Below are 14,421 nucleotides of genomic sequence, written 5' to 3'. Positions count from 1 at the left end.
TCGATAGTTTTAAAATGTGATAGAGGTGCCAATAGCATATACCGGGGTAGGTAATATCTGTGCCGACGGATAGTCTGGGTCTAATCCAAGATTATTTGCCCGCCAGATAAAGCCGAGGTTACTGGCATAGAGGTAACATTCCAGACTTTTAAACCATGACTTGTTTCCCGACTGAAAGGTGTAGGCTGCTCGGATATCTTGCAGGCGTATATGATCTCCTTTTTCTACCAGTTTTTCAGAGTAGAGATAGGCGTAGTCACGGTAGCTGGAGCTTTCAGCTACTGAAGGCATAGAAGGCACATTGGTATGTTGCTCATCACCAGGTTGCTGCCAGCGCTCCAGATAGTCGATGTGGCCTTGACTTTGGCTGAACAAACTTTGGTAATCTATGCTGTTCCGTCTGAATACATAATTCAGTTTGAAAGTAATGTTAGCACTCAGGCTCAGATTCTTCCAGCGCAAAGTATTGCGAACCGCCCCAAAGTAGGAGGGTACGGTGAGTCCTACTTCTTTAAGGTCTTCAAAAGTGAGGTCTTGAAAGTAGGTGGCATAATCAGTGCTTTCCTGACCATCAACCATTACGATGGGGGCGCCGGTGTTGGGATCAAGACCATGCCAGGGTAAAGCATAGAGCGCATCTATGTTGCTGTCCTCTTTGAGCTTTAAAGTGCTGTTGTTAAAATAGGCATAGATAGACGCATTATTGGCTTCATCATCAAAAGAGGTTAAGCGTGTTACCGCGTGGCTTAAAATAATGTTGGTTTGCCAGCTGATCTGCCTATTGATATTTAAGCTATTCAGGTTGAGATCCCAACCATTGGTACCGGTGTTAGCGTAGTTGGCCAGGTAGCCGGCATCTTGCTGCAATGAAAAGCCTGTGGTAGGGTCCAGCGCCTGACGGCCCAATAGATCTTCTCCTTTCTTGTGATAATATTCAAAACCACCAGAAAGGCGATTTTCAAAAGCTTTAAAATCCAAACCAACATTGACTACACCCACTTTCTCCCAGCGCAGCTGCGGATTGCCGGGGCTCTGCACTTCTGCCACCTGAAAGTTGGTCAGGTAAGGCGAAAGGTATTGTGAGGTGACGAAGGCCGTCGCCTGTTTGTTGATATTGCCGTTGTAACCGTAGGTGGCTCTCAGCCTGAGGTAAGAGAGCCAGGGCAATTGATAAAAGTTTTCCTTGCTCATGGTCCAGGCCAGGCCAGCAGACCATAACGGCACCCCTTTTTGATTGGTCTTCACACCAAACAAGTTAGAAGCATCCCACCGTGCACTGCCAGATACCGTGTAGCGCTGACGCAAAGTATAGGCAGCGTTACCATAGTAAGAGATATAGCGGTCAGTTTCATCAGAAAGGGAAGTACTGGGAGGCGATATTCTGGCCCTGCCAGCTGGCAAGGTATTGAAGTAAGTGAGGTAGTCGATATTGCTGGTGGTGGTGAGTACATCATCATCATAGCCCAAATACTCATAGCTGCTGCCCTGACCGTGTACCTCACGCACCTCGGCTCCCGCCAGGGCGGTGATCTCATGGCCATCTCCAAAACCACGGTGGGTGTTCATCTGTAATCTACCTACTTGAGATTGTAACTGCTGGTGGCTCAGCTGTAAAATGTCTCCGGCAGGAAAATGGCTACCGCTTTCATCAGTAAACCGGTTGATGAGGTTGCGCACGTAATAGCTATCCTCGCTGATCAGTTCTCTGGTATCACCACCTTGCTGCTGTTGGTATTGGTAGGAGAGGGTGAGACGTGTTTCTGGCAGAAACTCATATTGTACGGACAGATTAAGGCGCTGCTGTAGCTGGTGTGAGCTGTTGTCCATCAGCCGCTGTTCTTCTACCGGATAATACTGCCAGTTCAGCAGGCTGCTATCTTCTGCGCTGGCTACATATGGTAGCCGATAATCCTTACCTACTGGCAACGGTTCTCCTGCCGCATTAATGAGCTGGTTATAGGGGTAGCGAGAAGCGTAAGTGCCCCAGGGCATGGCGTTGTTTTCTTGTGATTGCCTGGAAAGATAGATGCCGGTTTGAATTTGCAATGGCTTGATAGGGCGGAAAGTATTACGCGCCGTCAAGGTAAAGCGCTCCATATCATTGCCGATAGTGTTGGCTTGTACCGCATCATAGCCACCGGATAGATAATAGCTGGCCTTGGCATGACCGCCTTGCAAGTTGATGGCATATTGTTGTGAGAGACTATTCTGGTAGAACAGTTCTTTCATATCTTGTCTTACATCCTGTTGGCGAAGCTGGTTGAGTTGCCCCTCCGCTTCCTGACTTGATATTGATCCTTCTCGCTGGGCCAGCCTAATTTCTACCGCCGGCGACAATAACGGCTGGTAGCTGCTGGCGGCATCACTATCATAATAGCCCTGATCGAAAAGGCTTTGCTCTACAGAGATAAAAGCCTCTGAAGGCAAGTAATTTGGGTTGGCGTACAGATCAGGGGCAGGAGACATCCTGGCCTGGGCGCTAAATTGCACTTGTAGTGGTTGTTCATAACCACCTTTGTTGGTGGTAATCACTATGACGCCGTTAGCAGCCTGGGCACCCCAGATGGAGGCCGCGGCCGCATCTTTCAGCACAGTGATGCTTTCTATATCATTAGGATTGATGCTGTTGATGTCTCCTTCATAGGGGAAGTTATCTACCACTATTAGTGGCTGGGTTTCACTACTGATGCTGCTGACACCACGGATGCGGAGGTTACGATAATCATTGCCATAGGCGCTGCCTGCACCTACAAGCCTGCGATCGAACAAAAGGCCGCTGGTTATGCCTTCTAGCCTGCTTACCACATCAGTGCCCACCCCGCGGTTCAGCAGCTGCTGGTTGATTTGCTCATAGGAGCCGGTGGCCAGCTCTACCGGTATTTCTTCATAGCCGGTTGAGTAGATCTCTACTTCACCCAGGGTCATATAATCTTCTGTCAGGGCTATGGTAAAATTGGAAGTGGGGTTGCTAATCAGGTGTTCACGACTTTGGTAGCCGATGTAGGAAAACACCACGGTACTGCCGACGGGTACCGATAGGGTAAAAGTACCTTCACTGTCGGTGATAGTACCGCGGATGCTTCCTTTTATTGTGACCGACGCCCCAGGTAAAGGGAGGCTGTCTGCGGCTGCGATTACTCTACCTGCAAAGGTAATGGATGACGGTGATTGGGCGTATAGCCAATGACTACACCATATGAGTATAATTAGGGGTAAAAATGTTTTCATAAGTGATTTTTGGTTTATGTGAGACATGGTTTTTGATGATCATGTAGCATAGAGTCATCCTCCTTAGTGGCAGGTTGCGGCACCAGATCCAGGTCATAGACCTGTAGTGCTTTGCGGGCATGGGCCATGGTTTCCAGCCGGGTGTGGAGGATGATATCTACAGGCTCGGTAAAGCCGGTAGCATCTTCTATGTGGATGCGATCAGGGTAGTAGTGCTGGTTGAGGTAGTCTATCAGGGTGCTGATGGGCACATTGCGTAACAACAAAATATAGGGACCCCACGAGTTATGAGGCTTGCCACCCAGCGAACCCATTTTATCAGTTTCTGAGGTACGAACCAGCTGGTAAATAGACATAGGAGGTAGCTCAGTTTGAGGCCGATAAAACAACGCCGTGATGCGCCGCCATAGTAAGCTCCGTAAGTAGTGAAAGGGGCTAGATTTTAGACAAAGCTCCGCCAGGCCGCATAAGTATATGTTTTTCATGCGATAAGGTTTAGTAAGAAATGGATATGAAAAAGTAGGGTAGAAGAGCACATGCCGGGAAGCATGACCAAAAGACCAGCCTCCCGGCTACCTTAAACAAAACAAAGGAAACTCTTCCCAGAGCTTAGCTCATGAAGGCGGACGGTGGCGGTGTATCCAAATGTAGTACGACAAAACCATAAGCAACAGTATTTATAAATGTTACTGTCTCTGCAATAAGTCAGGAAGTTTAGCCTTTTGAGAATAGAAAAAGATGGCGTGGAACCTGACCTATCGTCTTAGAGGCACTGGTATACCTGGACACGAATAAGTAGGCCCACGCCAATGGCGTGAGCACCTCACTTATTGCCCCATGTCCAATTGAAAGTTACCAGTTTTCTAAGACGAGACATTTAAGTGCGAATGCTTCGAATTCTTTAAGAAGGATTCACAAATATAATATCTAACACTTTTTAATTACAAAGAGTGTTTATTTTACTTTGACCAATCTACTTAAATTCATTGAATGTTACTAGTTCTGATAACATTTTTTATAATATTTTCTTTCAGCTTGCCTTTATGGGCGCAAGAATGAAAGAAAGGGATAAGAAAAGGCTAGAGCAGTTTAGAGAAAATTTAATTCGTTTAAGAGAAGAAAGACAATTAAGCCAAAGAGGTTTGTCTTATATATGTGATGTGACTCATTCGAAAATAAGTCGACTTGAGAGTAATCCAGATAGCAATTTAAGTTTAACTACACTTTTCGAATTAGCGCGTGGCTTGGGTGTCCATCCTAAAGAGCTTATTGACTATAAATTTGATTTCTGATGGGATTAGGTTAGTATTCTAGCGTGACAATGAATAAACTCCCATAAATACGACATCACTAAGATTATACAGATTGATGAAAACATATAGTGAGGCGAAAGATTTATATATTAAGGATCATTTAAGGAAGGATTTAAGTCAACCGGAACGAAGGATTAATGCACTAAAAGCAATAGAAAGGTCAATTAAAATTAATGCTCCTATTTTACTTCAACAATCCAATTTGTTTCAACAATACGATGAATATTCTTTTTTCATAAAATATGAAGAGTGGAAACAAACTGCATTGAGCAATGCAGAAAAATCAGTAATTAGAGGCTTATTTAAATTTTCAAATTAAGAAAAGGTCTTGATATTTTTGATGGTGTTGGTGACAAGGCTTATGAATATTCTCCGTGGTCATACGAATAACTAAGTCTGTAATTATGATTAATTATTGAATGATTGTTGTATTTTAGAGAAACTCTAATGTCTATGGATATCTTTAATCAGGAAGTAAGCCTCAGAAAACTCTTTCAAGCCATTTACTCGTCTGGGACAGAAGATGAATTACAGCAGGTCATTGACAAGCATCCCGAAGCCTTCAAAAACGAAAACTGGCATCCTTTGGGTAACAACCCCAGTAATTATGGAGTTATAGAAAATCAACAGTCAAACCCCATTGCAGCTCTTATTGAAAAGCTTACTAACTCAATTGATGCAATTCTGACTAAAAAATGTTTGGAAGCGGATATAAACCCAAAAGATGAAGAGGCTCCAAGATCAATGGAGGAAGCCTTAGATCAATTTTTTCCAGATGCGAGCCATTGGGATTTATCCTCTTTTAGAAAAGCGCAGTCAGAATCTCTGCAAATTATAGCCGATGGACCACGCAAAAAATCTTCATTGATTATATATGATGATGGAGAAGGGCAGCATCCTAAGGATTTCAAAGATACATTTCTGTCTTTGCTCAAGGGAAATAAGAATGAGATACATTTTGTTCAAGGTAAGTATAATATGGGAGGCAGTGGAGCTATAGTCTTTTGTGGTAAAAAAGGTTATCAATTGATCGGGTCTAGGAAATTTGATAAAACAGGAGAGTTTGGTTTCACGCTTATAAGAGAACATCCCTTGACCAAAGAAGAAAAAATAACCAAAAAAAATACATGGTATGAGTATTTTCAAATAAATGGAGTGATACCGTCATTTGAAATTGAAAAGTTAGATTTGGGGTTGCATAATAGGTGGTTTGAAACGGGAACGGTTATCAAGTTATACTCTTATGATTTGCCATCTGGAAGTCGCTCAGTAATATCTAGAGATCTTAATCAAAGTATTAATGAATATTTATTTCAACCAGCTCTTCCTATTTTAACCGTTGATACAAAGGAACGTTATCCAGACGATAGAAACTTGGAGAGACCTTTATATGGGTTAAAAAGAAGGCTGGAGCAAGATGATAGTAAATATATTGAAGATTATTTTTCAGAGACATATTCTGATGAGTTGTTTGGAGACAAGGGAGTAGCCAAAGTCACTTGTTATATATTTAAAAACAAAATTGACGATAAGTCCGCTAAGGAAACAAAAGATACGATAAGAAGAGAGTTTTTTAAAAATAACATGTCTGTGTTGTTTTCTGTTAATGGTCAGGTTCACGGGCATTACACTTCTGAATTTATAGTCAGGTCTCTTCAAATGAATATGCTGAGGCACCATTTAATTATTCATGTAGATTGCACTAACATGGATATTGATTTTCGAAACAAATTATTTATGGCCTCTCGGGATCGACTGAAGGATGGGGAAGAGACCAGATCACTTAGAGAATTTTTGTCTAAAAAATTGAAAGCCAATGAAAGACTAAAGGAAATATTTAAAAGGAGAAAACAAATAGGTTCGTTAGATCAGACTGATACAAAAGAATTATTAAGATCGATAACTAAAGATTTGCCGTTAAATGATGAATTGAGAAAACTGATAAGTGATACTCTTAAACTTGATAAAATAAAAGATAATAATAAACCAAAACATAAAACGGGAGACAAAAAAGATAAAAAGGAAAAAGAATCATTTAATCCTAATAGGTTTCCCACAAACTTTAAACTCAAACTTCCAGAGAAGGGTGGTATAAAAGCGGTTAATATCCCTAGGGGATCTGAAAAGAGAATCTTGTTTGATACTGATGTTGAAAACAACTATTTTGATCGCGTGGATGAACCTGGGGAACTTAAGATTGCATTAGCTCAACAGGGAAGCAAGAAAGATGGACCTCCTAACCCCAAACCCGAGCCGAATGAAGTAGAGGAGGTTTTCAATATAGTAACTTCGAGTCCAAAAGATGGTAAAATTCGAATTAGCTTGACACCTAATAGAATGGTTAATGTTGGTGATAACATACCGTTAAAAGTTACACTGACAGGTCCAGGTAAAGACTTTGAGGAAATATTCTGGGCAAAAATCACTGAACCAGAAAAGCCAAAACAACCGTTAAAGAAAAAACAAATAGATAATGAGGATTTAGGGATCCCAGAACTAATTACAGTTTACGAAAATAAGAGAGATGGTTCTTTATCATGGGAAGAAGTAGCCGATTTTATAAGCGATGACTTCAATTATTACACAGTAATGTATCCACAGGCTAAGGGGGAGTCGGAGCTTGAAAAGGTTTTTATCAATATGGAAAGTAACGTATTTAAATCTTTTTTATCCAAGTATAAAAATCCTAACGAGCATCAGTTCACTTATTCGGAAAACAAGTACAAATCAGCAGTATATTTTCATACTTTATTTTTGTATGCAATTACAAAAAAACGGGGATTTGAGATAAGTAAACCAGTTGATGGAATGAATTCTAAGGAAGTAATAGATATCGGTGAGTATCTTAGGGATGTCTTTGATCATTACTACTCCACATTCTTGTTAAATTTTGGTGGAATGGAGGAGATGATGATGGGGGTAGTAGATTAATTTTGATTTATCTTATAATTTATAATACTGTTTAATACATGGCATATTTGACGTTTGCAGAAGTTATTGAATCCTATCCATTTGGAAACCCTTACACAATGTTAGTACATCATAACCCGAATTGGTGGAACCAGATATTAGATCACGGACTTGGGGATCCAATCAGATTAAAATTTGATGAAAATATAAGAGAAGTAATGCCTGATAACATTCACACGGGAAAGGGGATCTATATGTTCTGCCTTGAGCCTAACTACCCGTTATCTGATGTAATGATTTCAAAGCATTTATTATACGTTGGTAGAGTACAGGCAGGTACTACTAACTTTAACTTTTTTAGGAGGTTTCTTAAATACGTTAAGTCCATTGGAAACAAAGCAATAGCAAAAAATATAATGAGATTAACTAACCTTTGGCCACATCATACCTATGTTTATTATTTTGAGTTATCTGAAAGATCTGATCAAGATATTGTAGACATAGAGAAAAATATATTTAACAATATTGTACCTCCTTTGAATGAGGAATTACACGGAGAGGCTAGACAAACAAGACGACTATATTAGAATGATACATTTAGCTTGTACAAGAGGCAATTTGGGACTTTGGGACTATTACTCTACAGTAATGAAAGCTTCAGATATTGTCGATAATCACAGAATTATAACAGTTTCTGAATCTGAGGAACTTTATACAACTAACATAAATGAAATACTACAAAGAGAAATAAAAAAAACTAGGATAAGGGCAATAACTAGTTATATTACTGATAAGGACGAGAGATTCCTAGGTTGTATAGTAGTTGCTATTCATCGTGGTAATCCTAAATGGACGGAAATTAGTATTGGAAGAAATTTTCAAGTTGAAGGTTCAGATATTGATGATTCTTCCGTTGACTTTCTTAGCAGCAAATTTGGTGTTTTATCCTTAACAGGTACCGAGCAAATTTTTGCTCTTGATGGACAGCATAGGTTATTAGGAATAAGGAAATCATTAGAAAATGATCCAGGTTTAGGTGATCTTGAAATACCTCTAATATTCGTTATTCACAAACACGATAATCTGGAAAGAACAAGAAGACTTTTTACCGTATTAAATAAGTATGCTGAAAAACCTAAAGGTGCAGAGCTAATTATTTTAGATGAAGATGATGCCGCTGCAATAGTTACAAGAAGACTTGTTTCTGATCACACAATTTTATCAAAACAAAGAGCCTTGTCAACATCAAAAAGTGGAAACATACCTAGTAGCGATAATACTTCCCTGACAACTCTTGTTACCATTAATGCAATAAATAAAATATTATTTAGAAAGGATAATATGTTTTATACTATGCGTCCGAGTGATAATGAACTTAATCAATTTTACGAAAAAGCCGCAGAGTTTTGGGATGTTTTTTTTCAGGTTTTTCCAGAAATAGTGAGGTACGTAAATGGAGGAGTGGATGTAAGAATAGACAATAAATCAATTGAGAGAGACTCGGAAAGTGGAGGTAGCTTATTATTAAGACCCGTTGGTCAAAAATTAATTGCCTATGCTTATTCTAGATTTGATGATAATGAGAGGCAGACATTTATAGACAAACTGAGACAGGTGGACTTTTCCTTGTCTGGGAATACTTGGAAATATCTATATTGGAATGAAAAAATGATAACAGGAGAAGATAGGCTTAAAAAAAATCTCCTCATGTTTTTGTTAGGTAAGTTCTACAATCAAGAAGAAATACATGATGAAATGAAGAGGATATATGAATTAAACAATGAAGAATATCATAATCATATTAGACCTATTATAAACTAAATAAAACAAGCCGCACATCCTTCACTTTCAGTATCGTCAAGGATGTCAATTAAAAATTTAGAATCTTTTGATTTTTCTTTTTTGGTGCGGTTGAGGTGTTCTTCTTTAATTTGTTCCATACGTCTAGGCTTTATGAGGTCTTCCAAAGTTTCATATTGGTTCCACGTAAAGCCTTCGTCTTCGTTTTCGTATTTTTTGGCTTTTTCAAACAAATCAGGATGTTGCTCATAGAGCCAAACCCACTCGATCTTTTGTTGGAAGAAACAGAAGAAACAACCAGATCGACTACGGGCATATTCACCTTTTTCTTCATTGACTACGTACTCTTTCTTTTGGTAGTAGCCAGGCACACCAACACCACTATCTTCTAGTATTTTAAATATATCATCCCGAATTAAGATGTCTTCATTTTCCAATAGGAGAAAATCACTTTCTTGAGCTAAAGGATATGCTGTGGTTTTAAGAAAATCAAATACTACTTTATTAAAAGGAACAACTCCCGTGTCCAATATTCTCTCAAGTTTGGCCATCCGATTCCTTCGGGTAATCGTCTTTTCTTTAGGATGAACATCGAAAGGTTCATATACGGTTTCAAGTACCTTATCTAAGGTTCGGCCATTTACATGATTGCCATATAAATCAGCCACCATTTGGATATTCTTGTTATAAAGCACTTTGTTGATAATGTCCTCGCTCCAAATATTTCTTCTGAAAGGAAAAATGGATTGTATATTCGGTTTGGTTGAAATATATCCCTCACGATCTTCATCTCCACGAATGCCTACGTAGGAAATAGTGGGGGCATCTCCTACAAACTTTTCAAAGGGTTCTAATTTCAATTTTTTTGTACACCATCTGGCTTGTGCTGAAGGAATGTAACCCCTGTAGGCTTTGAAAAAGTGATCAAATGGGTCGTCCGGACTTTTAGTAACCTCTTCATTCTCCAGTTTTAATATTTTTGACCCTAAATAAAGCTCAAGATTATCAATAAGCTGGTATGTATCATCTAGTTCTTTCCCCGTGTCACAGAAATAATAAGTTAAATCGATATTTGGATATTTGTCATGTAAATAGATAGCCAACGCTGCACTATCTTTTCCTCCTGAAATCCCTATTACATGCTTTGTCTTACTCATTGTCCAGTTCGTCCTTCAATAGTTTTGTTAATATAGCAATTTTCGAAGATTTATCTTCATTTAATAAATCATTTATGGTATTTATCGTAGTTTGCTTGTCTTTTAGTTTCTTCTGTTGTATTCTAACCGTATGCTCTTTTAATCCTTGTCTTTTTGCTGTAATATCAACTTTTAAAAGTTCTTCATTTTCCTTGTTATCTTCCTTTTCAAGTTTCACTTGATTATCCAATGACCGGATCATGAATTGCAATCTATCTTTTAAAAGCAATTCATCCTTATCGGTAATTGATTCTAATTGCTTCTTCAAAAGTGCCTGAGAAATTGAAGCAATCCAACTGTCTCTGTCTTCTAAAGGTGAATTAATCCGGTTTAAGAATATAACTTCATCTTGGATCAGTTGATGTTCTTTCAAATGCTTAAACCGTTCTTGTAATTGTCTTTTATAGACTTCAAAATCTATGTTATCATTCCCTAAAATATCCTTAGCCAGGTATATTTCTATTCTGTTTAAAAGGTTCTTGTATGCATTTTTAAGTTCCTCTACTTTTCCCTGAAGTAAGAGTGCATATTCAGAGAGATAATCGTCAGAATCGGTTAATTTTTTTATGTCTACTTTAAGTGCTTTAGGGATATGCTCAAAGAATGTTGCCTCGGGATCTTCTGCACTAACTAGAGCATCTCTGAATTTTATGGCTTCCGATGAAAGCCGTTCGGTACGCTTGGTATATTCGGGTAGACCTCTGTAAAAAATTAAAAATGGCTTAATACTTTCTATAAATCCTTCATTACTTAATCTTTCATGATTTTTAAGTTGAAGAAAGTCACGGTATTTATTAAAAAGCTTTAGTCTTAATCCACTAATTTCAAATGCTTTTATCTGATATTCTTTTGTGTTCCTGGTTATCAGATATAAAAGTGAGTCATTGATATTGGGTATATAACCACTATCACCATAAAGGGCATAATCACCTCTTTTCATAAAGAGATAAGTAGGCACCCAAAAATCAATTAAACCTTGTTTCAGTTTATAGGGTCTGCTGCTGAGTATGTCTACTAAGTCGGTAAGTTTTTTCCTTCCTTCTTTTGCTTCATCCAAAAAGTGCTCACAGGCATTCCAAACCTCGAAAAAACTGGATTTTTGATGTGGAGCGACTAATTCCGCAGAATTTCCATTGGCTATATGCAAATGAGTTTCTCTTAATAAACTTTGGTATATTGTTTTCTCTGGTGGGAACTTATCTTGGGCAAATCCTAAATCCGGCACATTCCAATGATTGACCAATTGGGCAAAATAGTTCTTCCTGGCAGTATGTATTGATGTTGATATTTTGTGTTTATTAACCAATTCATTATTGAAATCAGGGCAAAAGGGATATACCTTTTTACATATATTGGAAAGTAATCTATTAAAGCTGGATTTGCTTTTGATAATTGTTTTCTCCCCTTTGAAATACCAATCTATTTTGTCACTATATAAAGCATTGACTACATAATGACTTAATAGTTGTTCATGACTTTGAAGGATGCTTTCAAGTTCTTTTTTTGCAACGCGATCCTCCGTATTTTCTTCAATTACTTTCTTTGTTCGCTCAATATCAAGTAGCGTACTTTTTATTCCTACATAATTCTTGAAATGACCATACAAGATGGCTTCTTCCTCTTTCTTTGACTCACCAATAATGTCTTTAGAAATAAGGGATTCACTAAATAATAGATTGATAAATCCATCAATTTGTTCAATTGGTTTTTGATGAATAGGTTCTTCACTAATGACAAATTCAAACAGTCTCGGCGTTCCTTTTGTATAAGAAATTGATTTTGCTGTAATTATTGGAAAATCAAAATGATTACGAAGTTTAGCTGCAATGTCAATTTGCTCTCCTACATTTTTTTCAGCATTCAATAACGCTTCTTCGATGTCTAAATCTGTTCCTTCAAAGAGTTTATAGGAATCTTTTAGTTTGGAATAACGCACCACTTTATTGCGCTCCAGTTTTTCAAGGATTTGATCAGTGTCTTCAATTCCTAAAACTGAGTTTCCATAAGTGTTGAGCAATTCCTCATTGATGTTAGCTGCCTCACTTGTGAATATTTGCAACAAGCCAATTGTTTGAAGTATTGCTGTTGCTTCTATTGATCTATTGGGGAATAGTGCTTCCGCTCTTTCTATAGATGACCTAATTTCTGACCATTGCTTAAAGTCTGGGTTATATTTTGAATTAATAAACCAATAGAAATTGTGATGTAAATACTGGCAAAGCTCTGCGAGATGGAAATAGCTTTCCTCTGAATGTTCGAATGTCTGGAGAAATGTAAATAATGATCTTTCGTTTTGCCCGTAGTGTTGCAAGGCTTTTGTCAAGACAATCGCACTTATTGGGTCTAATGGATATAATTTATTAGCTACTTTACTTATGAATTCAATATTGATAGAAAAAAGGTGGTTTTTCTTAATCAATTCCACCAATTGTTTGGAAAGCTTTTCATTTCCACTTTCTCCATCAAATTGTTCCGCTGCCAAATAAATTAATTGCTCAACGGGTTCATTAAAAGTTAATTCTTTAAATCGGCCTTTTACTTTTCTCCATTCGAGTCTTTGAGATTCATCAAGTATGTAACCATAAGATTCAAAATTTTGGTGGAGTGTGGTAAGTAAAATTATGTTTCTATCAGGGTCATTTACGAATTCAGCCAATTGCTGAATAAAATATAGCTCCTGATCAGGATTGTGCTCGGCTGCATACTCCAGGAACTTACCAAACTCGTCAATCTGAATGATGAGCATTCCATGTTTACCCAGCTTGTCATATTGTTGGTACAGCGCATCAAAAATTCTTTGATTTCCAGCCAAATCATTTTCAATATGTAATTGGTCCGCTGAGTAATTAATCAATGATTGGTATTCTCCTACCCAATGCAAGAATTGGAATTGATTATATACTGTTCCTATTTTGAAAAAGTCATGATTTTTTTTGAGTGTTTGTTCGAGAGCCCATAAAAATGATGATTTTCCCGTACCATAAGAGCCAATTAATGTGAACGAGTGAATTCCATGTTCAAAATCACTAAAAACCTGTTTTGCAATTTTTTGAGCGTTAGGAGTAGGGGTGTACTTCAGGTTTTTCTCAGAATCCCGAATAATGTTTACAGATGGAGAAAATTTAGTTTTTAGCATAGTAATCCTCCAATATTTTTATAGCCGCTGGTTTATTGCTTTTAAATTGCAATTCTCTTACCCCTGCTTCATTGACAAAGGTTATGTCTTTATAATTTTCTGTGATTTGAGAGATTTTTTCAAAAAGTCCATCTTCAGATAGCGCGAAGATGTTTCCTATGCCATTTTTTTCATTGTAAAAGCTCCTGAAACTAATAGAGTTGCCATAATCTTCATTGTCTAGGATGGCAAAGAGCACGATTTGATAAGGGAGTTCAGGTCTTTTCTTATTTTCAATATTCAGATATGATTTCTTTTCTCTTTTTATTTCTCTTACAAGCCCTAGTTCAGTTAATAGTCCAGAGAGACTTTCCTCGAGGTCTTTTTCATCCTTCGTTGCCAAATAGGTTCTTTGGAAAACCTGAAAATCTTTCTTTAATGTATTCTGATTAAACTCTCCTTTTTCACGATCAATAAAATCTAAAAAGTGTTTGAGTGTAAATTCTGGTCGGAATTTTCTCAATTCAGAAAATATGATGTTGTAGATTGACGCGTGTTGCTTCTTAGCCAGCTGATAATGAAGTAACCAAAGCGTTCCTTCATCTTCTAAAAATGGGTCCCAGCCTTTATCATCAAATATTTTCTTGGCTAAGTCATTGAGCTCATCACTTTCATTTAAAATATCAAAAGCACGAAGCCAGTAACGGATAGCAGTAACCATATTTCTACCGACACCTAAGTTGAGTACTGCGTCATCATTAAATGGTTTGTTTTGAGCCGTTAAGTCGTATCCCTTTTTGAGCCAAAAATGCCTACAATGAAAGGTGTCGTGCCCGGAAAATGTAAGATTTGCCATATG

10 protein-coding genes are annotated in these 14,421 nt (G+C 38.0%); 5 read left to right on the top strand and 5 right to left on the bottom strand.

What is annotated here, in order from left to right; genetic code table 11:
* Positions 1-9: 9 nt before the first annotated feature.
* The gene (locus tag LVD16_RS23730) at positions 10-3,228 is read right to left on the bottom strand and encodes a SusC/RagA family TonB-linked outer membrane protein (RefSeq protein WP_233770787.1); all 3,219 of its coding nucleotides are present in this window, start codon (positions 3,226-3,228) and stop codon (positions 10-12) included.
* 14 nt (positions 3,229-3,242) lie between these two features.
* Positions 3,243-3,617 carry a hypothetical protein gene (locus tag LVD16_RS23725; protein WP_233770786.1) on the bottom strand — a complete coding sequence of 125 codons (375 nt, stop codon included), beginning with the start codon at positions 3,615-3,617 and terminating at the stop codon, positions 3,243-3,245.
* 597 nt (positions 3,618-4,214) lie between these two features.
* On the opposite strand from LVD16_RS23725, the gene LVD16_RS23720 reads away from it, so the two are divergent.
* The 5 genes from LVD16_RS23720 to LVD16_RS23700 all read left to right on the top strand — a co-directional run bounded on the left by LVD16_RS23720 (position 4,215) and on the right by LVD16_RS23700 (position 9,272).
* A complete protein-coding gene (locus LVD16_RS23720) occupies positions 4,215-4,520 on the top strand; it encodes a helix-turn-helix domain-containing protein (RefSeq protein ID WP_233770785.1) in 306 nt (101 codons plus the stop codon).
* A 76-nt stretch (positions 4,521-4,596) separates the two neighbouring features.
* Positions 4,597-4,860, top strand: coding sequence for a hypothetical protein (locus tag LVD16_RS23715; protein WP_233770784.1), 264 nt, complete (start codon positions 4,597-4,599; stop codon positions 4,858-4,860).
* Positions 4,861-4,994: 134 nt separating this feature from the next.
* A complete protein-coding gene (locus LVD16_RS23710; RefSeq protein WP_233770783.1) occupies positions 4,995-7,472 on the top strand; it encodes a hypothetical protein in 2,478 nt (825 codons plus the stop codon).
* A gap of 38 nt (positions 7,473-7,510) precedes the next feature.
* Complete coding sequence (locus LVD16_RS23705; protein ID WP_233770782.1) at positions 7,511-8,038, top strand: hypothetical protein; 528 nt, start codon at positions 7,511-7,513, stop codon at positions 8,036-8,038.
* Positions 7,992-9,272 (top strand): DNA sulfur modification protein DndB, encoded by a 1,281-nt coding sequence (locus tag LVD16_RS23700; protein ID WP_306309367.1) that lies wholly within the window; start codon positions 7,992-7,994, stop codon positions 9,270-9,272. The genes LVD16_RS23705 and LVD16_RS23700 overlap by 47 nt, the downstream gene beginning before the upstream one ends.
* Here the strand turns inward: LVD16_RS23700 and LVD16_RS23695 are convergent.
* From LVD16_RS23695 to LVD16_RS23685, 3 genes are read right to left on the bottom strand one after another with little or no spacing between them, the layout of a single operon-like run.
* Positions 9,269-10,408 carry a phosphoadenosine phosphosulfate reductase family protein gene (locus LVD16_RS23695; RefSeq protein WP_233770780.1) on the bottom strand — a complete coding sequence of 380 codons (1,140 nt, stop codon included), beginning with the start codon at positions 10,406-10,408 and terminating at the stop codon, positions 9,269-9,271. The two genes, LVD16_RS23700 and LVD16_RS23695, sit on opposite strands and share 4 nt — an antisense overlap.
* On the bottom strand, positions 10,401-13,583 hold the full coding sequence (locus LVD16_RS23690; protein WP_233770779.1) for a hypothetical protein: 3,183 nt from the start codon (positions 13,581-13,583) through the stop codon (positions 10,401-10,403). The genes LVD16_RS23695 and LVD16_RS23690 overlap by 8 nt, the downstream gene beginning before the upstream one ends.
* The gene (locus LVD16_RS23685) at positions 13,570-14,418 is read right to left on the bottom strand and encodes a DUF4007 family protein (protein WP_233770778.1); all 849 of its coding nucleotides are present in this window, start codon (positions 14,416-14,418) and stop codon (positions 13,570-13,572) included. The genes LVD16_RS23690 and LVD16_RS23685 overlap by 14 nt, the downstream gene beginning before the upstream one ends.
* Positions 14,419-14,421: the final 3 nt, after the last annotated feature.

The organism is Fulvivirga ligni (assembly GCF_021389935.1).
Lineage (GTDB): Bacteria > Bacteroidota > Bacteroidia > Cytophagales > Cyclobacteriaceae > Fulvivirga > Fulvivirga ligni.
This window is presented reverse-complemented; position numbering and strand designations above follow the sequence as displayed.